The following is a 22,410-nucleotide window of genomic DNA, read 5'->3' as shown; positions in this document are numbered from 1 at the left end:
TTGCTGCATCACGTTCACCAGGGTAGATCAACCCCGGCGGCGGCTCATCCGGTTTACGGCGCGGTCAGAAGCAGACGGGCGTCGCCCCCACCCCGTACGGCCGGGTGGCGGCACTGGTCATGGTCACCCCGTCGAAGGTCACCGGGACCGCCAGGCTGTCGATGCCGAACTCGCAGGTCACCGTGAACGGTTCGGGCTCGGCGCCCTCCGGCTCGTACGGGATACCGCTGCCGGTGATCGTCACCGTGCCCGGTGTCCGGAGGACCAGCCGCGGCGTCCCGTCGGGGGCCGGGACGAACCGTGCCTTCGGCATGGACGTGACCGACCGTTTGACACCGACGACGTCGGAGAACTCGTAGAACGCGCGATCGTCGCCCACATTGAAGGGGCAACCGTCCGGCGTGAGGCCGGGCATCGACTCGCATGCTTCGACCCGGTCGGTGATCGCCTCGTCGGCCACGGCCGTGCCTTTGTCGGTCAGGGTGTAGCGGACGGCGAACCGAGTGGTCTGCCCCGCGGGCGTCTGCGGCGCCGCGACGAGGACGCCCGGGTCGAACGTGACGTGCTCGCCGAGGCTGGGGTAGAGGTCGTACGCGCCGGGGAACAGCAGCAACGACATCGCCGCGCCCTCACCGCGCACGGGCTCCCGCACGCCGCCGAGCTCGATCGTGTCGAGGCCGCTGACCACCAGGTCCACCCGGACGAACGGGGACTCGATGGTCCACCCGTCGTCGTCCTCCACGAGGTGGAAGCGCCCCTGCTCGGAGGTGTCGCCGCTGGTGATGGTGACGTCGACGTCGGCTTCCTCGCCGCGCCGATGGCGCTCCACGACGGAGGTGACGGTCCAGTCGTCCGCCAGGGCCTCCTCGGCGAGGATCCGCACGTGGTCGTCGTCCTCGGGCTCGCCGACGATGTCGAGCGCGGTCTCGGTGTCGCCTGCCTGCAGGGCGTCCATATAGGACTGGACGACGTCCGTGGGGCCGGGCGTGACAACGGAAACCGTGACCACGGTCGCGACCACCGCGAGAACGACCAACGCGGCGACGATGCCGACCGGCTTGCGGTGGCGGCCCACCCAGGACCACCACGCGGGGGTGGTGGCACCGACGCCCGATGGTGTGTCCGATGTGGATTCCCCGGTGTGGGTCGCTTCGGCGTCGGCGGACTCCGGTGCGGGAGCGTCGGATTCGACGTCCGCCTCGTCGGGCGTGTCGTCGGGCGTGTCGTCGTCGGCCATCGAGGGCTCCGTCGGGGTCATGAGTTGCGTCGGCAGGTGTTGAAGGCGTCGGGTGCGGCTTGTCGTCGTGCCGGGGACCCGTGCACCGCCACCGCACCGTCGGCGGTGACCGTGGTCAGGTAGCCGGTCAGGTCGATATCGCACGTGACCGTGAACGACGTCCGCTTGTCGTCGGTGTCGACGCCGCTGCCGGACAGCGTCACCGTGCCCGGTTTCTCGGTGTGCAGCGCGAAGCCCTGGCTGAGCTCGTCGGCCCGGTCGTCGGCCAGCGTGATCGTGGGGTAGGACTTCACCTTCCACGTGAGACCGTGCAGACGCGTCACGCGGGCTCCCGCCGGGGTGTCGATCTGCCCGTCTGTCGCGAAAGGACAGTTCGCGGGTGAGGTCGTGGTGAAGGTCGCGCAGTCGTCCACGAGTCGCTTGATCGCGTCCTGTGCCTTCGCGACGACGTCCGCGCCCGCGGTGAGGTTCGCCGGGACGATCTCGGCCCAATCGTCGGAACTGTCCTCGGCGCGGGGGAACACCGCGACCACGTCCGTCCTGGCGGTGTCCACGACGTCGGGAACGGACCCGTAGAAGCGGTAGGTGCCGGGGAACAGCGCGTACCTCTGGATTCCGTCCTCCGCCGACCGCGGTGCGATCTTGTCGTTCACGTGGATGTAGGACAACGGCGACGCGGGGAACCGGACTTCGAGGAAGGGGTCGTCGAGCAGCCACTCGTCGTCGATCTCCTGCACGGTGAACTCGCCCTTCGAGGTGCCGCCGGGGCCCGCGATCACGGCCTCGACGCGGGCTTCCGTGCGGTACTCGCGGTCGATCTCGGTCACCGACACCACCCACCAGTCGTCGCGGATGGCGTCCGCGGTCAGGAACGTCGCCCTGTCGCCGTACGGCACGCCGTACCCGTAGCGGCTGACGAGCGCGAGCGCGCCCTCGACGTCCTTCTCCGCGACCGCGTCGAGGTACGCCTCGACCGTCTCCTCCGGATCGCGGTCGGTCGCCACCGCCGCCGTGATCCACACCGCGACCACGGCGACGACCAAGCCGAGCACGATCGCCCTGACGGGAACCCGGCGCCGCGACGACTCCACTTCGAACTCCTCCACCGTCGGGTCTGCGATGTCCGGCATCGTATTCGGCCGTTCCACCGTCGTGCGGCGGATTGGGCGAATACGCTCACCGAACCCAGGGAGGAGCCCATAGATGACCGACGCGCCCGAAGTGGACACCACACGACCACGTCGCCGCCCGCTGGTGCTCGCCGCGGCCGCGCTCGTGGTGGCGGCGGTGGTGGTGACGCTCGTGGTGACCCTCCCCGGCGACGATGACCGGCCGGTGCCGAGCGGCACCATGCCGACGCTGGGCAGCCAGTTCGCCGTCCCGCCACCCGGTTCGTCCGCGCCGGGACCGGCCGGGCCGACATCCCTGCCCCCGTACACCGCCGCTCCACTGTGGAGCGTCCAGTTCCAGGGCGAGGAGAACCAGTACGGCACACCCACTTTCGCGGTCAGCGACCACGGCTTCGTGCTCCAGAACGACGAGGAACTGCTGGGCCTCGACCGCTCCGGCGCGGAGGTGTGGCACTTCACACCGCCCGACGTCGACTACTACACGGTGCGGGTGACCGGACCCCAGGTGCTGGTCGGCTACGCCTCCGACGAGGACCGCTGGCCGCAGCCGCAGGTGATCACCGCCCTCGACGCGGCGACCGGGAAACAACTGTGGCGCGAGACGGAGGCGTCGATGTGGGCGGCGACGACCGACACCGTCTACATGTCGGTCTGTTACGGCGGCCAGAACAACCGGATCGGCGACTGCACGCTCACCGCCCGCGATCCGGCGAACAACACCGTCCGGTGGGGCGTCAAGACCTACGCCAGCTCCCGGCCGGCCAACGACAGCCAGAGCATCCAGACCGCGCCGACTCCGTCGACCCTGCTGATCGCGTCGTACCCGACCGGCGCGGACAGCCTCACCATCTCCGCCCACGACCCGGCCACCGGCGCCACGCTCGGCAGCGGCTACCGGGGCTCCGACGACCGGCTCGGGCAGATCGACCTCGCGACCGAACAGTCCGTGGTCACCGTCGACGACGACGACGAGAACCCGGCGGACGGCTGCACGGCCACCATCACCGGCTTCGCACTGTCCGGCGCCGAGCGGTGGCGCCACACCGCCCGCACCGCCAAGGAGCACGACCGCACGCGCTGCGGCCGCCTGCCGACCTCCTACAACGGCGGCCGGATGGGCTTCACCACGACCGACGGGACGCCGAGCGTGCTGAACCTGGCCACCGGCGCGATCGAGTGGTCGGCTCCGTCCGGCGGTCAGGCGGCGGCTGTCTCGGGCACGACGCTGCTCGTGGTCGAGCGAGGCACGCAGGACACCGACGGCGAACTGGTCGCCTACCGGATCGGGAACGCCAAACCGATCTGGCGGGTCCCGTTCCCGAACTACTTCGGGGTCGATCCGACGCTCGTCACCGGCTCGCAGGCCGTGTTCGACGGCGACGACGCCGCCCGCTTCGACCTGAAGACGGGCAAGGCCTGGTCCTACGGCGGCGTGGTGACAGAGACGGGGCCCACGTGGTTCGCCGTCTGCCACGAGGGCGCGTGCCGCGCCTACGCCAACGGCTGACCCGGCTCGGCGGGCACGAACGGGCGGGTGAGGTGCGCGGTCGCGAGCCACGTCGGCCGTCGGGACGCGTCGTCGAGCAGCGCGTGGCGGGTGCGGCGGGCCGTGTCCTGGTCGGCTTCGTAGCGGTAGGCCACGTCGGGGTCGACCAGCTGGACGGCGTGGACGAGCACGTCACCGGTGATCACTACCTGTCGTGCCGGGTCGCGGACCACGACGGACTGGTGGCCCGGCGTGTGGCCGGGTGTGGGGATCGCCGTGACGGTGCCCGCGCCGCGACCGGCGAGGCACACCACGCCGTCGACGACGTCGAGCTGGCCGGTGTGCCGCAGCGGGTCGACCACGTACGACAGGACCACCTCGTCGCCCGCCTGTTCCAGCGCGGTGATCTCGGTCCGCTGGACCACGTACCGGGCGTTCGGGAAGTACGGCACGCCGTCGGGTGACACCGACCACCCGAAGTGGTCCTCGTGCAGGTGCGTGAGGACCACGAGCCGCACGTCCGCGCGGTCGATCCCGGCCGCTTCGAGCCGGGAAAGCAGGTGGCCGGGCACCGGCGCCCACGTCGACGCGGGGCTCCCCGCTGGTCCGACGCCCGCGTCGACGAGCGCGACCCCACCAGTGGGCAGGCGGATCGCGAAGCAGCGGAAGTCGAGCCGCCAGGCGCCGTCGCGGCCGAAGGCACCGGGGTCCAGCCGTCTGGCGCGAGCCCAGTCCGCCTCGGTCGCCCCGGTGAACGCGTCGGCGGCGGGGAGGAAGAACGGCCCGCTCGCGTCGAGCAGCGCGACGACCTCGAACGGTCCCGTCCGCATGGTCGCGGCGCCCGCGAACGAGGCACCCGTCACCATCAGTCCCGCGGTCATGCCGCCGATCAGGAAAGTGCGTCGCCGCACGTCACTCATGATCCGTCCCCTCCTGGTTTGCGATACTCGGCGAGTCGACCAGGGGTGCGGTCGTGGTGCGAGACATTCGAAAGACCTCGAATCCGTGCTGACCGTGCGCGGGCAGCTGGCGCGGGCGTTCCCCCGGCGGTCCGCCACCGGTCGAGCACCGCCCGCACTGGGCGCCCGTCGCGTCGCCCTGCTGGCCGAGCTCGGGACACCGCGGTCGACGGCCGAGCTGGCGGCCCGGCACCGCCTCGGTCCGGCCACCGGCACGGCGGGTGAGTTGCTCAAAGCAATGAACCGGACGAGTGTTCGAATGCCACGGTCGTGATCGACTCGTTATCTTCTGCATGTATTTCCGAGGGGTTGTCCGGCACCCGCTGTGTGGACGATGCCGTGCCCAGAAACGGGGGGACCCAGCCATGCACTTCTACATCCGCCGCGACCCGGGCGACGAAGGACTCGGCAGCGACGTGCCGGAGGTTCCCGGCAAGCTGCTGAGCAGGCACAGCGCGCGGGTGCTGCGACCGCCGGACACGCAGCGGTCGCCCACCGGGACGGCGTACCGGTCCGACGTGCTGCGCGTCCCGCACACCGTGGACCAGGCCCTGGTGGACGAGAAGCTCGCGGACATCAACCTCACGTTGGTCGGCACGGGCACGGGCGCGGAGGGGGCGGGGCTCGCGGCGAACGGTCACCGGTCGGCGGTGATGCGGCTGGCGCCGCGCGACCCCGGCCGGCCCGCGACCGTCGACGCGTGGCGGGCGCTCGCGCACCTGCGGGAGGCGGCCGACGAGGACCGTGAACTGGCCGACGCCCTCAGCGCGCCCGGCCCGGTCGCGCTGGAGCACCTCCTGTTCCTCGGGCTGGACCCGGCGCCGTGGGACTCGCACGGTCTCGGCCCGGCGCCGTGGGACTCCCACGGCCTGTACGGCAGGGACTCCTACCTGCGCTCCGCGCGTGGCGGCCCGATCCCGGTCAGCCTGTCCGTCCGGCCCCCTCGGGCCCGGCCGGTGGCGGCCGACGGCGGGTTCGACCGCAGGCCGGTGATCGCGGTGCTCGACACGGGCATCTCGGCGCACGAGTGGTTCGGCACGACCGACCGCGACACGGGCCTGCCGCCGGGCGGGTTCGTTCGCGTCCTGAAGGAGGTGCAGGACGCCATCACCGCGAGCAGCCGTGAGGCGGGCACCGGGGCGCGGGTCATCGAGGACTACTGGGACGACGACGTGCCGGCCAACCCGCTGACCGGTGAGCTGGACCGGCACGCCGGGCACGGCACGTTCATCACGGGCATCATCCGGCAGGTCGCGCCGGACGCCGAGGTCGCGGTCGCCAGGGTGATGGCGGGCGACGGCGTCGCCTACGAGAGCGACGTGCTGGCCGGGCTGGAGCGGCTCGTGAAGCAGGTCGAGGAGGCGCAGGCGCCGGGCGGCAACCCGGCCGACATGATCGACGTCCTCTCGATCTCCATCGGCTACTACTGCGAGACCGTCGAGGACGAGGCCGAGACGAGTGAGTTCGCGCGGCTGCTCGGCCGGCTCGCCGACCTCGGGGTGCTGGTGGTGGCCGCCGCGGGCAACGACGCGACGACCCGCCCGTTCTTCCCGGCCGCGCTCGCCACGATGCCCCCGGCGGGCGGCGGGCACCCGGTGCTCAGCGTCGGTGCGCTCAACCCGAACGGCACCAAGGCGTTCTTCAGCAACCAGGCGCCGTGGGTGCACGCGTGGGCGACGGGCGCGGCGGTGGTGAGCACGTTCCCGCGGCTGCGCGGCAGCACCGGCCCCGCCAACGCGATCCGCGACCTCGACCGCGAGTCGCTCGACCCCGACGACTTCACCAGCGGGTTCGCCATGTGGCACGGCACCTCGTTCGCCGGGCCGCACGCCGCGGCCGCGCTCGCGAACCGGCTCGTCGAGCACGCGGACGCCGACCCGGACGCGGTGCGGATGGGGCTCGTGAGCCGGGAGGCCATGCTGGAACGCGCACGTCGTGCCGTCGACGCGTGCACGACGTGCGATCCGGTGGACTGAGTGCGTGATCACCGCGGGACGGAAGGAGGTCGGCGCGCTGTTGCTCGCCACGATGAGCCGGGCGCGGAGGTCCGGCAGGACGGGGGACCGGCCGTGAGCCAGGACGACGCCGACACCGGGAGGGGGGAGCCGGACATCGCGCTTCCCGAACACGACGTCGAGCTGCTCGACGTCGTGCGGCAGGTGCTGGACGCGGCCGACCCGATGCCGCCGGACCTGGTCGAACGCGTCCGGTTCGCGGTCGACCTGGACGACATCGACGTCGAGGTGTCGCGGCTCGTCGAGCTGCCGGTGCTCGCGGGCGCCCGCTCGGACGAGTTCGCACGGCTCGTCACGTTCCAGAGCGACAGCCTGACGATCATGGTCACCCTCGAACAGGGCACCGACGGCACCACGCGGATCGACGGGTGGCTCACGCCCGCCGCGTGCCGGCGCATCGAGGTGCGCTGCGCGAGCGGCCCCCTGTCCACCGAGTCCGACGACACCGGCCGGTTCTCGCTCGACGCGGTGCCCGCGGGGAACGTCCGGCTGGTCGTGCACGACTCGGGCAGCACCGTCCGGGTGATCACGCCGACGATCCAGGTCTGACGGGCTCCGCGACACGACCGGGTGAAGGACACAATTCCCTGGCCCGCCGGCCGGGCGGGCCCGATACTGACCAGATGTCCCGGGGTGGCGCGGCCGAGCAGGCCGGTGGAACTCGCGCGCGTGAGCTTCACCGGCGTGGGCTCGAGGCGCTCAACCGGGGCCGGCCGCTGCTCGGCGCCCGCTCGTTGCGGTCGGGTCTGCGGCTGCTCGGGTGGCCGGATGCCGACGGCGGTTGGCGGTCGCACCGCGAGCTGACGTTCCGGCTGCTCGGCACGCTGGCGGCCGCCGAGGTCGCGTGCGGCCGCAGCGACCGCGGCTTCGCGCTGCTGGACAGCACGGAACCGCTGATCACCGGCGACAACCGGGGTGTGCTGCTGCTCCAGCGCGGGCTGCTGCTGACCATGATCGGCCGGGTCGACGACGCCGTCCGCAGCTTCGACGCGGCCGTGCCGTTGCTCGAACGGGCCGGCGAGCGGGTCGCGCTCGCCCGCACACTGCTCAACCGGGCGTTCATCCACCAGATCGCGGGCCAGGTGCGCCCGGCGCTCGCCGACCTCGCGCGCAGCGAGGAGATCAGCCGCGAGCTGGGCATGACCGTGCAGGTCGCCAAGGCGTTCCACGGCCGGGGGTCCTGCCTGCTGCTCGCCGGGGACATCCCGGGCGCCCTGCGTGCGTTCGACGAGGCCGAGCAGGGGTACGCGGCGGACGCGGACGGCATGCTCGTCGTGCTCGCCGTGGAGAAGGCACGGGCGCTGCTCGCGGCGGGTCTGGCCGTGGACGCGGCACGCGTGCTCGACCAGGCGCTGCCGCGTTTCGGTGGACTCGGCATGACCCAGGAGCACGCGGAGGCGGAGCTGACCCGTGCCCGGATCGCGCTGGCGGTCGGCGACCACGCGGTGGCGCGGCGCTGGGCGGTCCAGGCCGAGCGGCGGTTCCGCCGCAGGCGCAACGAGACGTGGGCGGCGGTCGCGGCACTGGCCAGGCTGCGTGCCGAGTTCGCCACGAGCAGGCGCGCGGTCAGGGTCGCGACCACCGCCGCGGGTCTCGCCGACCGGCTCCGGGAACTGGGGCTGGACAACGACGCCGAGGCCGCCGAACTGCTCGCCGCCCGCGCGCACCTGCGCCGCGGCGAGGTCGACGAGGCACAGCGGCGGGTCCGCGCCCAGCCCGGCCGCCGGTCCACACTGGACACCCGGTTGCAGCGGCACGTCGTGCGCGCCCGGATCGCGGCGGCGCGCGGCGACCACAGCGCCACCTTCCGGCACGCGCGCACGGGCCTGGCCCGGCTCGCCGCGCACCGCAGCCACTTCGGCAGCATCGACCTGCGGACCGGGGCCGCGACACTCGGCGCGGAACTGGCGCGGGCGGGGCTCGACGCCGCGCTCGCGGAGGGCAGGCCCGCGACGGTGTTCCGCTGGCTGGAGCACTCGCGGGCGCAGGCGTTCCGGTCCCGTGCGGTGCACCCGCTCGACGACCCGGTGACCGCCGACGCGCTGGCGGAGCTGCGGCAGCGGTCCCGCGTGGCGCGGGCCAGTGAGCTGGAAGGGCGCCGGGACGCGGCGGCGGCACGCCGGTGCGTCGAGCTGGAACGGCAGATCCGGGCGCACAGCTGGCGGGCCAGCGGGACCGGCGAGCACCAGAACGGGGTGTCGCTGGCGGAGGTCCGGGCGGAACTGTCCGCCGCGGGTGCCGCGCTGGCCGGCTACTTCACGGTCGGCGAGCGGATACACGCCTTCCTGGTCACCGACCGCACGGCGCGGATCATCGAGCTGGGCGACCTGCGGATGGCGACCGAGACGACGACCCGGTTGCGGGGCGACCTGGACGTGTTGTCGGGCAGGCGGTTGCCCGGCCCGCTCGACGCCGCCGTCCGCGGCTCCGCGCGGCACCTGCTGTCGGTGCTGTCCGAACACCTCGTGGCCCCGATGCGCCCGTACCTCGGCGACAACGATCTGGTCGTGGTGCCGACGGGACCGCTGACGGGCGTGCCGTGGGGGTTGCTGCCGGACCTGCGCGGCCGCCCGGTGACGGTGTCGCCGTCGGCGACGGTGTGGCTGTCGGGCAGGAAGGCGCCGCGTCGGGCGCGGAACGGGACCACGCTGCTCGTCGCGGGCCCGAACCTCGAGTACGCGGCGGGCGAGGTCGAGCGGCTGGCCGCGATCTACCCGGACGGCGAGACGCTGACCGGCGCGGACGCGACGGTCGAGGCGACGATGAAGGCACTCGACGGCTGCGACGTCGCGCACTTCGCCACCCACGGCCACCACGAGCAGGAGAGCGTGCTGTTCTCCCGGCTCGACCTCGCGGACGGGCCGCTGATGGCCTACGACATCCACCGGCTCGGCGCGGCGCCGCGGCACGTCATCCTCGCGTCGTGCGACGTCGGGAAGGTGGTCGTGCGGGCGGGCGACGAGATCCTCGGGTTCACCGCGGCGCTGCTCTACAGCGGCACGCGGACCGTGGTGTCCTGTGTGGCGCGGATGGACGACCAGGCTGCGGTCGAGGTCATGACCGCCTACCACGACGGCCTCTCCCGAGGTGTCGCGCCGGCGCGGGCGCTGGCCGACGCCGCGGTCAAGGAGCCGATGACACCGCTGGTGTGCTTCGGAAGCGGCTGAGCAGGGCTCCGGTCACCACCAGCACGGCGCCCGCGGCCACCACCACGACGGGCAGCGCGGCCGGGATCTCCAGGTACACGGTGATCCCGAGGATCCGGGACAGCCCCCACGGCAGGAGCGCCAGCTGGTCGTTCCACATGGTCAGCGCCCGTTCGAGACCGGTCACGGCGACCAGCCCGCCCAGCACCAGCAGCGGCGTGCCGACGGCGACCAGCACCCGCCCGGTGGCGGCGCGGCGGCCCATGCCGGTGCGCAGGGTGGTGTAGGCGACGACGAACACGCCGAGGAACGCCGCGAACGCGACCGTGATGTACACGCTCCGCGCGGCCGGGTCGGTCCAGAAGTCGAACCAGTAGTGGCCGGGGCCGCGCAGCGCGAGCGCGGCGAGCAGCAGGACCGTGCGCAGCAGCGCGAGCCCACCGACGGCCGCGGCGACGACGAACGGGTCGACCGGCCCCACCAGCAGCCGCAGCACGACGCCGAACAGCAGCCACGCACCGAGCACCAGCAGGAGGTGGGCGGGTGCGGCGAACCAGGTGAACACGGCCCGGCTGAGCACGACCGCGACGGCCGGGATCACCCACACCAGCACCCGGTCGACGCGCGTGGGCGTGAGTTCGGTGACCGGTCGCCACGGCCGGGTCGCGTCGGTCCACAGTGCCCGCAGCGCGGTCGGCCGGCGGGACAGCGCGCCGACGGCGAGCGTGGCGAGGACCGCGACGAGCAGCCCGCGCGCGAGCCAGGCCATGGGTTCGTCGCGTGCGGCGCGTTCGAGGCCGAGCCCGGCTGCGGCCAGGTGGTAGGCAGGCAGGTCGAGGTCGCCGCCGTAGCGGCGGACGTGGTCAGCGCTCGCTCGCGCGTAGCGGTCGGCGGCGGCGTGCCACGCGTCGCGGGCGGCGGGGTCGCCGGTGTCGAGCCACTGCGCGTGCCGCAGCACCGTGGTGCGGTAGGCGCCGAGCGTGGTGAACAGGTCGACCTGGTAGTGGAGCGTGTCCAGGAACCGTTGCCGCAGCTGGGGATCGCGCCACGTCGCGGGGTCGGTCCGCGCGACGAGGTCCCGCATCCGGCGGGCGTCGCGGACGGCGTCGTCGCCTTCGCGGACGGCCTCGTCGACCCGGTCGCGGCCGACCGCGTAGATCGTGTCGAGTGCGGCGCTGTCGCCGGTGAGGATGTCCCACTCGAACAGCCACATCATCGGCGGCGGTTCGAGGCCCAGGGCCCGCACGGCCTTGTCCGCGTACGGTCCGATGTAGAGGCCGGTGGTGATCGCGTCGCGGGACAGCGCCATCGCCTCGCCGATGGCGGCGACGGTGCCGGGGTCGTCGGAGAACGTGCGGCGTGCCCAGTCGGCGGTAGCCTCGGCCGGGTCGAGACCGGGGTCCCACGCGAGCCGCCCGGTGACGTAGGTGTTGAGGTCGTACAGCTGCCAGAACCCGGCGCGCGGGGTGAGCGTGCGCGGGCCCGCGAGCAGGGGACCGCCGCCCTGCGCCCACGTCCAGACGCCCTCGACGTGCGGGTTGCCCGCCAGGAACCGCCGCAGCGCGAGCTGGTGGAGCACGCCGAGGTCGTTGGGCAGCGCCCCGAAGCCCTCGAACTCCCTGCGGGACTGGAACTCCACGATGCGCCGGTGGTCGCCGACGAGGAGGGTGTCGTTGAGCGGCAGGTGGCTGTAGAAGTCGCCGAGCGAGTACTTCGTGGACACGATCAGCCGGTCGTGGTCGATGCCACCGAGCACCTCCAGGTAGGCGTCGCGGCTGGTGTGCAGCTCGCCGACCGCGCCGATGCCGACGCTCCAGCTGCGGAAGACGACCTCGGTGCCGGTGTCGCCGGCGACGGAGAGGAACGCGCGCAACATCGCGCGCACGGCGGCGGGTGTGGTGACGGCGATCTCGGAGGTGTAGTCCCAGCCGGGCAGCTGGTACACGGCGCCGCCCTCGCCGATCCTGACCATCATGCCGTCCACATAGGACATCCGGTCGTACAGTTCGGTCAGCCCGGCCTGGTACACCCGCCACAGGCGCGGGTTCTCGGTGTCGAGGCCGCCGACGGTGCGTGCCAGGTAGGACCGCAGCGGCGGCGAGAGCGCGAGCATGTCGGTGGACAGGTACACGCGCATGCCCATGTCGTGGGCGTACCGCCAGACCGGTCCGAACGCGGCGGCCATCGCCTCGGCCCTGGCGACGTGCGGGTCGCCGTCCGGGTAGACGCCGAGGTCGCGGAAGGTGACGTACTCGAGGAACCCCGGGACGACGACGGCGTTGTAGCCGAGCGCGAGCGAATGGTCGACGTGCGCCCGGAACTGGTCCGCGATCCGCGCGACCGCGGCGGTGTCCACGTAGGGCGCGCCCGGCAGGATCGCGTCACCGACCACGTCGGAGTTCAGCGAGTAGTCGTCGGTGCGGTAGCGGGCGGGATCGTCGGGCAGGCCGACCCCGCCGAGGTCGGTGAGGCGCAGCCCGAGCCGCGGGGCCGCGGTCCGCCCGTCCGCGACGACCTCGGCGCCGGACCGCACCCGGTCGGCGATCGCGTAGAGCCCGGCCGCCGCGCCACCGGGCGTGCTCGCGGTGACCTCGATGCCGTCCGGTCCGCGCCCGGTCCGGTAGGCCTCCGGCGCGAGCCCCGGCTCGACGCGCACCCGCAGCCCGGTGCCGGAGCCGATCGCGGGCCGCGGCGCGCCACGGGCGACGTACGCGTCGGCCACCGCCTCGGCCGCCTTCCGCACCCGCCGGTCGTCGGGCACCACGAGCCCGGTCACCGGTGGCGGCGCGACCATGGCGCGGGGCGGCGCGGCGGTGAGGTGTTCGACGGGTACGTCGACGTCCCGCACGGAGAGCCCGAGCGCGTCGTTCACCTGCCAGGCGACCACGCCGCCCAGCCCGAGCAGCACCGCGACCACGACCGCCACCCGCCACCCGCGGTGATCACCACGCATCGCGCCATCCTGGCACGAACGGCTGGTCACACCGGGAATCGGCGGAGAACTCCCGGATCAGGGCGGCGGCCGGTGATTCTCCGGCGTCGACCGGGTCGGGTCAGGGCGGCGGGATCCGTTGCCTGGCAGGTGAAGGACGCGCACACTTGCGCAGTGCCCCCGACGGCCCGACCTCTCCCGGCACGCGGCGTTGCGGCCTACGGAGTCCGGATCCTGGCCGTGGCGGTCGCGTACTTCCTCTCGGCCGAGATCGGCCTGGAACTCGCGCTGGTCCGCGGGCAGGTGACGCCGTTGTGGCCGCCGACCGGTATCGCGCTGGCGTGCCTGCTGTTGTTCGGCATGCGGTGCTGGCCGGGCATCACGATCGGCGCGTTCCTCACGAACGTGCTGGTGGGGCCGACGCTGCCCGCGGTCGTCGCGATCTCGGCGAGCAACACCCTCGCGCCGGTGTGCGCGTGTCTCGTGCTGGCCAGGGTCGGGTTCCGCAGCGACCTGCGACGGCTCAGGGACGCGCTCGCGCTCGTGTTCATCGCCGCGCTCGGCGGCATGTTGCTCAGCGCCACCATCGGCACGTGGACCCTGATCGCGGCCGGCGCGCTCGACGTGGCGCAGTTCTGGGCGACGTGGTCGGTGTGGTGGACCGGTGACGCGATGGGGGTGCTGGTGGTCGCGCCGGTGCTGCTCGTCGCCGGCACGCGGGAGTGGCACTGGCGGGTGCCCGCGCTGCGCTGGGCGGAGGCCGTCGGGCTCGTGGTCGGCGTCACCGCGGTCACCCTGGTGGTGACCCGGTTGCCGTTCACGATGTTGTTCCCGGTGTTCCCGCTGCTCATCTGGGCGGCGCTGCGGTTCCAGCACGCGGGTGTCGCGCCGTGCAACCTGTTCGTGTCGGTGACGGTGGTGCTCGCGGCCGCGCACGGCCACGGTCCGTTCGCTGGGCTCGACCTGCTGTCCACGATGATCACGTTGCAGGTGTTCAACGGTGCCGCGACGCTGACCGCGCTGCTGCTGGCGGCGATCATCAGCGAGCGGGACGCGGCCGAGCGTGCGCTGGAACGGGCCGCTGCCCAGCTGTCGGAGGCCGTGCGGATGCTGGAGCCGTACAGCCTGCTGAGCAACGGCCTGTTCGGACGCGCGTTCGGGCGACGCGAGCGACCGGCGCCGTCACCGGAGCCGACGAGCGGCACCGGTTGACCGTGCTGTCACGCCGCGGTCCGCACCGGCGATCCCGCGGGACCTGGTCGCTAACCGAGTTCCAGCACGTCGCCGACGAGGTCGACGGCGCTGCGGGACGGGTCGCGGGCGGCGTTGTTGTAGACCTGCTCGGTCGTGTCGATGCTGGTGTGGCCGACGTCGGCCTGCACGTGGACGAGCTGGGCGCCCGCCTCGACGGCGGTGGTGACGTAGAAGTGGCGCAGTGCGTGCGGGTGCAGCGGGGTGTCGGCGGACAGGCGGCGCAGCAGCTGCCACACGGCCTGGCGGCGGAAACGCAGACCGGTGCGGGTGACGAGCAGCGGCGCGTCGGTGGGCGCGCCGCGGCGGGCGGGGGTGGTGCCCGCCTCCCCGTCGCGTTCCCGCAGGTAGTCGGTGAGGGCCTGTTCGGCGGCGGTGTGCAGGTAGACGACGCGGGCCTTGCCGCCCTTGCCGTGGACGCGCAGCGCGCGGCGGCCGCGGGTGACGTGCAGGTCGCCGCGGTCGAGTGCGCACAGTTCGCTGACGCGCAGCCCGAGGGTGAACAGTGCGACCACCGCGGTGGCGCGGGCGGTATCGAGTGCGCCCGCGCCGCGGCGGGGCGCGCGTGCCGCCGCGTAGAGGGCGCGGACCTGGTCGGTGGTGAGCACGACGGTGGCGCTGGTCGACGGGGTGGCGAGCCCGAGGCGGCGGCGGTTGAGCGCGGCGGGGTTGCCCGCGGCGAGGCCGGTGTCGGCGAGGTGGGTGTAGAGGGCCTTGACGGTCGCGAGCATCCGGTCGCGGGTGGCGGGTGCGGCGTCGGCGGTGGTGAGCGCGTCGAGCCAGGCCTTGACGTGGGTTGAGGTCGCGGCGAGCGGGTCGACGGCGTGCGTGGCGCACCAGCGGAACCAGTGCAGGTGGCGGAACCTGCCCCGGGCGGCCGGGGGAGGGGTGCGGCGGGCTTCGGTGGGTGCGGTGGCGCCGACGACGGCGGCGTAGCGGGTGAGCGCCGTGGCCCAGTCGTCCGGTTCGCGGTCGGTGATCCAGTCGCGGATGTCGTGCGCGGTTGTGGGTAGCCCAAGCCCTTCCGCGTAGGTGCGTCTCGTGGCGCGGTTCCCGTAGCCGCCGAGCCAGTCCGCGATCTGTGCCAGCAGCTCCGCGGGCCGGTCCACGCCTGGCCACGGCCCGTCGAGCGGCCGGATCAACTCTCCTGTCGTCACTCCGACAGCTTAGCTACAAAAGCTCGGTTCTGTAGCCGAGTGCGGTTGTAGTTACGTTATCCATAACCGGTCTAGTTGGTAACCGGAGTTGATACTAGACTGCGGAACATGGTCGATGTCGTGGTCGAAACCCTCGAAACGGACGCCCTCTGTGGCTTCAGCCGCTGCCGGGCGCCGCTGCCGCCGCCCGGGCCGAGGGGCGGGCGGCCGTACGCGTACTGCCCGGACCGCACGTGGCCGGGTGGCAAGACCTGCAAGCAGTTGGCGGCGGCACAGGACGCGCTCGCCGAGGCACTCGGCACCAGCGCGGACACCGGTGTCACCGCCGCCACCAGCGCGTTCACGACCGCCGCCGGTCGGCTCACGGACCCGCTGACGGAGGTACTGGCCGCCGCGACGGCCCTGCGGGACACGCTCGGCGCCGAACTCGACGCCGCCGCCGCCCGCGTGGCGGAGGCTGAGGAGACCGTCGCTCACGAACGCGGCCTGCGGCAGACCGCGGAGGAAGCCGCCACCGCGGCGGCGGCCGAGGCGCGGCGGGCGACCGACCACGCGGCCGAGGTTGTGCGCACCGCAACCGCCGAGGTGGAGCAGGCCAGGGTGGATCGCGACCGTGCGCTGGCGTCGGCGGAGGCTGCCGAGGTGGACCGTGCCGCCGCCGAACGCGCGCAGGCCCGCGCGGAGGGTGTCGCCGCCGCCGAACGGGAACGCGCCGACACCCTCGTCCAGGAGGAACGCGCCACGGCGGAGGCCGCGACGAAAGCCCTGGCCACCGCGTCGGAGAAGCTGGCGGCCACCCGCGCGGAACGCGACGCCGCCCGCACCGCGCACGCCGACCTGCGCCGGTCCGTCGACGAGGAGCTGGCCCGCACGATGGCGCGAGTCGACGAGCTGTCCGCCGAACTCACCCGTGCCCGGGCCAGGGGCGACGACGTGCACTCCGAGCTGACCCGCGCACGCACGCGCCTGGACGAGATGTCGGCGGAGCTGACGCAGGCGCGGGCGCGGGCCGACAGCCTGACCGCCGACCTGACCACCGCCACCGCGACCGCACACCAGGCCGCTGACCTGCGCGCGAGGACCACCGCGCTGCGCACGGTTCTGCTGACCCCCGACCTCGACCCGGAGCAACTGCGCACCCGGCTGCTCGCCGAGCTGCTCGCCGACCGGTCCAGTTAGCCGGCCGGCGAGTGGTCCTGGCCGAACCGCGGCGCCGGCCCGACGATGGCGGCATGTCCGTCGTCACCGACCTGAACCGCTGGCTCGCGACCGACTTCGCCGACACGAACACATTCCTGGAGGAGGCGTACTTCGCCGACCGCGCGGAGATCGTCTACGAGAACATCGATCTCGACCAGCGCAAACGTGCCCTGCGCGACGACGGCGCCGCGCTCGTCACCCGCATCGGTGACGTCGAGGGCGACCCGTACGACCTGCTGGGCGCGGTCGGCCTGTACCTGGCCGCGTGCCGCCGCCACGAGGTCGACGTCCCGGAGTCCGCACAGGCGGTCGCCGGACGGCTCGGAGTGGCGCTGGGGGTGGCGCCGCGGTTCGTGTTCGCGCACCTGTCCACCCACAACCCGGCCGCACGGACGTTCACGCGGTTGCCGCACGAGCAGGCGTTCAACACCTACAACGGCCTGGCCGTGCTGGGCTACGACCGGGCGGCCGCCGCGCTGCGCCGCGTCCCGTCCGTCGCGACGAGCCTCGCGGGCGCGTTGTACGAGGAGGCGCTGGCCGGGTTGGAGGCGGTGCTGGACGCGGGGCGCGCGCTGGCCGCCGAACTCGACGGGGCCCGGTTCTTCCTGAACGTGCGGCCCTACTTCAAACCGCACGTCGTGTGCGGCACGGAGTACCGCGGCGCGAACGCGGGCGACTTCGCCGCCGTCAACGACATCGACCTGGCGCTGGGGCTGTGCGACGTCGGCGACCCGTTCTACCAGCGCATCCTCGTCGAGAAGTACCCGTACGTGCCGCCGGAGGACCAGCCGCGGCTGCGGACCCCGCCGGTGAACCTGCTGACGCTGGTCGAGGAGACGGGCACGCACACCGAGAAGTTCCTCGCCGTCTGCCGAGCCCACGGTGCGGCGTACGCGTTCCACCACCACCGGTTGGTGGTCCCGTTCCTCGCGAAGCCCGCGGAGAACGTCCCACCGGACCGGCTGGCACGGCTCACGGCGAGCGGCCCGCCGCTGGACGTGGTGCTGGCGACGCTGTCGCGCCTGGTCGACCTGCGCGCGGCCCGCGACCGCCCGGGCACCGCACATGGCCGACTGTCCGACCTACGGAACGGTGCCCGACCCCAGGTTTCGGACCGGCGTGGTTCGGGCCTTCCTCGTTGATCGTGTGCGAATCGGAGCAGGGTCACCCGACCGGCACGGAAGCTGGGCTTTTTCTGGGCATTGTGGTTCACTCGACCAATGCCCACAAAAAGCCCAGCCGAGGGCGAGGTGGTCGCCGCGATCGGACGACTCCTGCGCCGTGGGCTGCCGGTCACCCCGGCTACCGCAGAGCCGGTGCTGCTCAAGCTGCGCGGGATCATCGCGAGAGCAGTCGACCCCGCCGACGAGGCCAGCCGCACCGCGGCGCTGGACGGCACGCTGCGCGGACTGCTCGCCCGGTTTCCCGATGCCCGTTACGCGTCGGCGGCGCGTGCGCTGTTCGGGCTGCCGCCTGCCGAGGCCGGCCAGAACCTCACCGTGCGCCGGGACCTGGCCGCAGAGCAGGCCGGACACGAGGTGCACCACTTCCGCAAGCGGGTCGAGCCCAAGCTGATCGAGATGCTCGCCTGGGAGCTGCTGGCCGACGCCGACCGGTTCACCCGGCTGCCGATGATCGCGCCTCGGCTCGCCTCGACCCGCAGCAGGCAACCAGTACAGGCAGACCCGTTTGCCTGGGAGGTCGCCGAGCATGAGGAACACCTGTGCCGGCTGTGGTCGGCGATCTACGCCGCCCGCGCCGAGCTGCTGGCCGCCGAGCGGCTGATCAGCCTGGACGCGGACCGGGTTGACGTCATGCACGCAGCGGTGACAGCGGCGTGGCGCTGGGCGGCCGCCCGCGCCGCGGCGATCAGTTACACCACGGCGTTCGCCCCCGAACTGGCGAGGAACTCCGCCGACGAGCTGGCCGCGCTCGCGGGGTGGACCCCGGCGTTGAGCCAGGCGCAGGCATCCCGGCTGACCGAGGCTGCCTCGGGCGGCGCCAGCCGGGAGCAGTTCGTGCACGCGATGCACAACGAGACCGCGCTGGGTAACACGTGGGTCGACGGGTACCTCACGCGACCGGAACCCGCTACGTCCACCGACACCACCACCTTCGAGAACGAGAACGGATCGTCGCAGTGACCACCACCGAGACCAGCAGCTCCGCCTTGGCGGTCGCCGTCGCGGCCGCGGCCGCGAGCGACCCGCAACGCTACGTCATCACCGGCGGCCCGTCCTCGGGCAAGGACGACCTGATCGCAGCCGTGCACGCCGCGGGCATCCCTTGCATGACCGAGGAGCCCGGTCGGGAGATCTACCGCAGGCACCGCGAACGGCTGGGCAGGCACCTACGGCGGGAGGACCGGCGTGAGTACTCGCTGGAGGTCCTCTCCGCGTTCATCGCCGAATACACCGCTCACAAGCACGGCATCCGCTTCTACAACCGCGGTATCCCTGACGGCTTCGGCTGGGAGGGTTTCTTCGGCCTGCGTCCGACCCAGGAGTTGGAGGAGGCGACCCGGCTGTACCGGTACGACGTGATCTTCGTGCTCGATCCGCTGGACACCTTCGAGGACCCCGACGACATCGTGTGGGCCAAGGACCGGGAGATTCGCCGGGTCCATGAGCTGATCGTGCAGGGCTACTACGACGCCGGCTATGAGCCGGTGTTCGTGTCGGCGGACTCCGCGGCGGCTCGGCTGGACTTCATCTGTGCCAATCTGCGTCTACCCAAGCCAGGCCGAGGAGCGTGATGTCGGCATGGCTTCCCGGCCCCCCAACGGGAACCTCGGAAAACGTGGGCTGCTGTTGTCGCCGAACAGCGTGCTGGCCAACGCGCTACTGCGGTCGATCGACCTACTCCGGCCGCGTGTGCTCGCGGCGCGGCCGTCCCGGATCGAGTTCGTGGTCGGCACCCAGATCAACGGCGCCCCGCATCTGGGTACCAACCTGGTGCAAACGGCGGCGTTCCTGCTGGCGAAGACCGCCCGCCGGAAGTTCTCCATCGACACGACGGTCCGGTTCGGCGCCCTCGACAACGCGCCGCACGAGGTCGTGCTGGACCCGGAGACTCACCACGCCTACCAGCAGACCTACTTCCACGCCCTGGGCAAGGACGGCGTCGACGCCCTTGTCGAGGACTACTACCGGGCCTTCTTCGAATCGCTGGCCGAGGCGACCGGCACCGAGTACGTGGTCGAGACCTACACCGACCAGCAGGCCACGCCGGGATTCCGGGCCGAGTTCCTGCGCACCCTGGAACGGATCGAGGACATCCGCTGGTGGATGGCGCCCTCCCACGGGGTGGTGCACGTTCGGGTGCCGTGCCCGGACTGCGGGTGGGCGGAGAAACGCGCCGACCGCACGAAGCTCGTCCGCCTGGACGAGGACGGTGCGACATTCACCGCGGTGTGCCTGGACCACGGCGACTACGGGGTCCACATCGACCCCGAGGACGATGCACCGTACCTGGACCTGGCCACGCTGTACCGGAACCTGGTCAAGGAACGCGCGTTCGGCCGCGACACGACCACGCTGCACGTGATGATGAAGGGCGGCGACTGGACCTTCGGCTGCCAACTCGTCGACGGCGCCCTCGGGGCGCTGGGCACGCCGCCGACTGCCATGCCCTCGCGAATCTTCACACCGCAGGTACTCGCCCCAACCGGAGCGAAACTGTCGAAGTCGTTGCTGCGCGAGCAGGGCAGAGGTGTCCTGCCGCCGGATGTCGAGCCGTGGATGCTCGACACCACCACCTGGTCCGGCGATGTCGACAACTACGTCGACGCGCTGGTGTGGCTCGTCGGCGAGCTGCTGACCGATCCGAAACACTTCTTCCGCTCGTTCACCGTCAAGGAACTCGGCCGTCTCATGTCCGCCCGACCTACCACCCCGCGCGTGCGCGCCCATGAGATGGGCATCTACAAGCGGTACTTCGACCTGATCGCGCAAGGCAGGAAGACCACCGAGATCCGGGTCAACGACTCCAGCCGAAAGAAGATCAAGGACGGCTCGCTGATCCGGTTCCGCTGCCAGGGCGACGAAGTCCTCACCCGCGTCACCAAGGTCAACCGGTACGCCTCCTTCGAGGAGATGTTCGACCACGAGTCCGTGGCCTCGGTGAACCCACTGGCCACCCGCGCTGAGCAGCTCGCCAACATCCGCCAGATCTACCCGCCCGAGCGGGAAGCGTTGGGCGTGGTCGCGATCGGCATCGAGCTGGTCGACCCGCCGCACGCCGAGAACGTCAGAGCAGGTTCAGCAGGCCGAACGTGAGGGCGGCGAGCGAGGCGGCGCCGGGGAACGTGAGCACCCAGCCGATCGCGATGTCGCCTGCCACTGACCAGCGGACCGCCTTGCGGCGCTGGGTCGCGCCGACCCCCATGACCGACGAGGTCATGACGTGTGTGGTGGACACCGGGGCGGCGAACACGAACGCGGTCGTGTACAGCACGGACGCGGCGGAGATCTCGGCGGCGAACCCGTGTGGCGGGGTGAGGTGGAAGATCCGCCTGCCGAGCGTGCGCATGATCCGCAGCCCACCGGACCAGGTGCCCGCCGCGAGCGCGGTCGCGCACAGCAGGATCACCCAGAACGGCACGTGGTAGTCGTTCTGGTGGCCGGTCACGACGAGGGCCAGCACGATCACGCCCATGCTCTTCTGCGCGTCCTGCAGGCCGTGGCCGAGCGCGAGGCTGGACGCGGATAAGATCTGGGCGCGCCTGATCAGCCGGTTCGCGCGGTGGGGGTTGGCGCGGCGGAACGCCCACATCATGCCGAGCATGATCACGTAGCCGAGGCTGAGCCCGACGAGCGGTGAGACGATCATCGGGATGACGACCTTGGCGACCACGCCGCCCCAGTGCACGGTCGTCGCGGACGCGAGTGCTGCGCCGACCATGCCGCCGATCAACGCGTGCGACGACGACGAGGGCAGCCCGTAGTACCAGGTGGTGACGTTCCACAGGATGGCGCCGACGAGCGCGGCGCCGACCACCGCCATGCCGTGTGAGGAGTGCGGGGTGTCGATGATGCCTTTGGCGACGGTGACGGCGACGCCCGTGCCGGCGAGCGCGCCGATGAGGTTCATGACGGCGGCCAGCCCGAGCGCGCCCTTCAGCGACAGCGCCTTGGTGGACACGGCGCTGGCGATCGCGTTGGCCGCGTCGTGGAAGCCGTTGGTGTAGTCGAAGCCCACCACCAGGACGATGACGGTGATCAGCGCGATCCAGTCCCAGTCCACGGGGTCAGGACTCTTTCACCGCGATGCTGTGCACGACGTCGGCGACGTGCTCGAACGCGTCGGCGGCCGACTCGAGCTGGTCGACGATCTCCTTGAGCTTCATCACGGTGAGCGGGTCGTGGCTGCCGTTGAACAGGAACTGCAGCAGGCGCCGGTAGATCTGGTCGGCCTCGTTCTCCAGCTCGTTGATCTGCACCCAGAAGTCGTTGAGGTTCCGCAGTGTCGCGAGGCGTGGCATGGCGCCGGCGGTGAGCTGCGCGCACTTGTCGAGCACGTCGACCTGAAGCCGCACGTTCTCCGGCAGTGCCTCCGGGTTGTAGAGGGTGGTGAGGTCGACGGCGGCGTCCATGTAGTCGACGACGTCGTCGAGGCGGACCGCGAGCCGGTAGATGTCCTCGCGGTCGAACGGTGTGATGAACGACCGGTCGAGTTGTTCGATGATCGCGTGGGTGGCGTCGTCGCCCGCGTGCTCGGCGGCGCGCATTCTCCTGGCCAGTTCGTCGCGTTCCTCGGTGGGGACGGTGACGAACTCGCGCAGCACACCGGTGGCGGTGGCGATGTTCGTGCCGGCGACGCTGAACAGGTCGAAGAACCTGGTGTCACGTGGCTTCAAACGCAGGCGCATCCGGCCCCTCCTTCCGCGATCATGGCCA

Annotated in this window: 18 protein-coding genes; 11 read left to right on the top strand and 7 right to left on the bottom strand. The window is 72.3% G+C overall.

From position 1 onward, the window contains the following. Window positions 1–64: 64 nt before the first annotated feature. Together ACIBVP_RS06760 and ACIBVP_RS06755 are read right to left on the bottom strand one after the other, a co-directional pair. A complete protein-coding gene (locus ACIBVP_RS06760; RefSeq protein ID WP_396105028.1) occupies window positions 65–1,237 on the bottom strand; it encodes a hypothetical protein in 1,173 nt (390 codons plus the stop codon). A 17-nt stretch (window positions 1,238–1,254) separates the two neighbouring features. After that, window positions 1,255–2,367 carry a hypothetical protein gene (locus ACIBVP_RS06755; protein ID WP_396105027.1) on the bottom strand — a complete coding sequence of 371 codons (1,113 nt, stop codon included), beginning with the start codon at window positions 2,365–2,367 and terminating at the stop codon, window positions 1,255–1,257. Window positions 2,368–2,440: 73 nt separating this feature from the next. On the opposite strand from ACIBVP_RS06755, the gene ACIBVP_RS06750 reads away from it, so the two are divergent. Continuing rightward, complete coding sequence (locus ACIBVP_RS06750; protein ID WP_396105026.1) at window positions 2,441–3,874, top strand: PQQ-binding-like beta-propeller repeat protein; 1,434 nt, start codon at window positions 2,441–2,443, stop codon at window positions 3,872–3,874. Here the strand turns inward: ACIBVP_RS06750 and ACIBVP_RS06745 are convergent. Further along, entirely contained in the window at window positions 3,859–4,773 is a 915-nt protein-coding gene (locus ACIBVP_RS06745; protein WP_396105025.1) for an MBL fold metallo-hydrolase, read from the bottom strand. The genes ACIBVP_RS06750 and ACIBVP_RS06745 overlap by 16 nt on opposite strands. Window positions 4,774–4,858: 85 nt before the next feature. Here ACIBVP_RS06745 and ACIBVP_RS06740 point away from each other — a divergent pair, with 85 nt between their 5' ends. The 4 genes from ACIBVP_RS06740 to ACIBVP_RS06725 all read left to right on the top strand — a co-directional run bounded on the left by ACIBVP_RS06740 (window position 4,859) and on the right by ACIBVP_RS06725 (window position 9,994). Further along, window positions 4,859–5,086 carry a hypothetical protein gene (locus tag ACIBVP_RS06740; protein WP_396105024.1) on the top strand — a complete coding sequence of 76 codons (228 nt, stop codon included), beginning with the start codon at window positions 4,859–4,861 and terminating at the stop codon, window positions 5,084–5,086. 91 nt (window positions 5,087–5,177) lie between these two features. Next, window positions 5,178–6,788 (top strand): S8 family peptidase, encoded by a 1,611-nt coding sequence (locus tag ACIBVP_RS06735; RefSeq protein WP_396105023.1) that lies wholly within the window; start codon window positions 5,178–5,180, stop codon window positions 6,786–6,788. Between the two features lie 93 nt (window positions 6,789–6,881). After that, entirely contained in the window at window positions 6,882–7,376 is a 495-nt protein-coding gene (locus ACIBVP_RS06730; RefSeq protein ID WP_396105022.1) for a hypothetical protein, read from the top strand. A 74-nt stretch (window positions 7,377–7,450) separates the two neighbouring features. Next, window positions 7,451–9,994, top strand: a complete 2,544-nt coding sequence (locus tag ACIBVP_RS06725; RefSeq protein ID WP_396105021.1) for a CHAT domain-containing protein — start codon at window positions 7,451–7,453, stop codon at window positions 9,992–9,994. Here ACIBVP_RS06725 and ACIBVP_RS06720 read toward each other — a convergent pair. Further along, window positions 9,951–12,926 (bottom strand): hypothetical protein, encoded by a 2,976-nt coding sequence (locus tag ACIBVP_RS06720; RefSeq protein WP_396105020.1) that lies wholly within the window; start codon window positions 12,924–12,926, stop codon window positions 9,951–9,953. The genes ACIBVP_RS06725 and ACIBVP_RS06720 overlap by 44 nt on opposite strands. 153 nt (window positions 12,927–13,079) lie before the next feature. Here ACIBVP_RS06720 and ACIBVP_RS06715 point away from each other — a divergent pair, with 153 nt between their 5' ends. Then, the gene (locus ACIBVP_RS06715) at window positions 13,080–14,117 is read left to right on the top strand and encodes an MASE1 domain-containing protein (protein ID WP_396105019.1); all 1,038 of its coding nucleotides are present in this window, start codon (window positions 13,080–13,082) and stop codon (window positions 14,115–14,117) included. A gap of 50 nt (window positions 14,118–14,167) precedes the next feature. Here the strand turns inward: ACIBVP_RS06715 and ACIBVP_RS06710 are convergent, their stop codons facing one another. Continuing rightward, a complete protein-coding gene (locus tag ACIBVP_RS06710; protein ID WP_396105018.1) occupies window positions 14,168–15,313 on the bottom strand; it encodes a tyrosine-type recombinase/integrase in 1,146 nt (381 codons plus the stop codon). Between the two features lie 108 nt (window positions 15,314–15,421). On the opposite strand from ACIBVP_RS06710, the gene ACIBVP_RS06705 reads away from it, so the two are divergent. The 5 genes from ACIBVP_RS06705 to ACIBVP_RS06685 all read left to right on the top strand — a co-directional run bounded on the left by ACIBVP_RS06705 (window position 15,422) and on the right by ACIBVP_RS06685 (window position 20,790). Then, window positions 15,422–16,492 carry a response regulator receiver protein gene (locus ACIBVP_RS06705; protein WP_396105017.1) on the top strand — a complete coding sequence of 357 codons (1,071 nt, stop codon included), beginning with the start codon at window positions 15,422–15,424 and terminating at the stop codon, window positions 16,490–16,492. 53 nt (window positions 16,493–16,545) lie between these two features. Beyond that, on the top strand, window positions 16,546–17,655 hold the full coding sequence (locus tag ACIBVP_RS06700) for a monodechloroaminopyrrolnitrin synthase PrnB family protein (protein WP_396105016.1): 1,110 nt from the start codon (window positions 16,546–16,548) through the stop codon (window positions 17,653–17,655). Window positions 17,656–17,733: 78 nt separating this feature from the next. Then, complete coding sequence (locus ACIBVP_RS06695) at window positions 17,734–18,657, top strand: hypothetical protein (protein ID WP_396105015.1); 924 nt, start codon at window positions 17,734–17,736, stop codon at window positions 18,655–18,657. Continuing rightward, entirely contained in the window at window positions 18,654–19,268 is a 615-nt protein-coding gene (locus ACIBVP_RS06690) for an AAA family ATPase (protein WP_396105014.1), read from the top strand. The genes ACIBVP_RS06695 and ACIBVP_RS06690 overlap by 4 nt, the downstream gene beginning before the upstream one ends. A gap of 7 nt (window positions 19,269–19,275) precedes the next feature. Then, window positions 19,276–20,790: an ASCH domain-containing protein gene (locus tag ACIBVP_RS06685; RefSeq protein WP_396105013.1), complete on the top strand. Its 1,515-nt coding sequence runs from the start codon at window positions 19,276–19,278 to the stop codon at window positions 20,788–20,790. Here the strand turns inward: ACIBVP_RS06685 and ACIBVP_RS06680 are convergent. Then, a complete protein-coding gene (locus ACIBVP_RS06680; protein WP_396105012.1) occupies window positions 20,762–21,757 on the bottom strand; it encodes an anion permease in 996 nt (331 codons plus the stop codon). The genes ACIBVP_RS06685 and ACIBVP_RS06680 overlap by 29 nt on opposite strands. Before the next feature lie 4 nt (window positions 21,758–21,761). Next, window positions 21,762–22,382 (bottom strand): DUF47 domain-containing protein, encoded by a 621-nt coding sequence (locus tag ACIBVP_RS06675; protein ID WP_396105011.1) that lies wholly within the window; start codon window positions 22,380–22,382, stop codon window positions 21,762–21,764. Between the last annotated feature and the right edge of the window lie 28 nt (window positions 22,383–22,410).

This window comes from Actinophytocola sp. NPDC049390 (genome assembly GCF_044466355.1).
Lineage (GTDB): Bacteria > Actinomycetota > Actinomycetes > Mycobacteriales > Pseudonocardiaceae > Actinophytocola.
This window is presented reverse-complemented; position numbering and strand designations above follow the sequence as displayed.

Coding starts and splice junctions, on each gene's coding strand:
- ACIBVP_RS06735 (WP_396105023.1), top strand. CDS start 5,178: ATGCACTTCTACATCCGCCGCGACCCGGGCGACGAAGGACTCGGCAGC.
- ACIBVP_RS06705 (WP_396105017.1), top strand. CDS start 15,422: ATGGTCGATGTCGTGGTCGAAACCCTCGAAACGGACGCCCTCTGTGGC.
- ACIBVP_RS06700 (WP_396105016.1), top strand. CDS start 16,546: ATGTCCGTCGTCACCGACCTGAACCGCTGGCTCGCGACCGACTTCGCC.
- ACIBVP_RS06725 (WP_396105021.1), top strand. CDS start 7,451: ATGTCCCGGGGTGGCGCGGCCGAGCAGGCCGGTGGAACTCGCGCGCGT.
- ACIBVP_RS06685 (WP_396105013.1), top strand. CDS start 19,276: ATGGCTTCCCGGCCCCCCAACGGGAACCTCGGAAAACGTGGGCTGCTG.
- ACIBVP_RS06755 (WP_396105027.1), bottom strand. CDS start 2,367: ATGCCGGACATCGCAGACCCGACGGTGGAGGAGTTCGAAGTGGAGTCG.
- ACIBVP_RS06750 (WP_396105026.1), top strand. CDS start 2,441: ATGACCGACGCGCCCGAAGTGGACACCACACGACCACGTCGCCGCCCG.
- ACIBVP_RS06745 (WP_396105025.1), bottom strand. CDS start 4,773: ATGAGTGACGTGCGGCGACGCACTTTCCTGATCGGCGGCATGACCGCG.
- ACIBVP_RS06695 (WP_396105015.1), top strand. CDS start 17,734: ATGCCCACAAAAAGCCCAGCCGAGGGCGAGGTGGTCGCCGCGATCGGA.
- ACIBVP_RS06760 (WP_396105028.1), bottom strand. CDS start 1,237: ATGGCCGACGACGACACGCCCGACGACACGCCCGACGAGGCGGACGTC.
- ACIBVP_RS06675 (WP_396105011.1), bottom strand. CDS start 22,382: ATGCGCCTGCGTTTGAAGCCACGTGACACCAGGTTCTTCGACCTGTTC.
- ACIBVP_RS06720 (WP_396105020.1), bottom strand. CDS start 12,926: ATGCGTGGTGATCACCGCGGGTGGCGGGTGGCGGTCGTGGTCGCGGTG.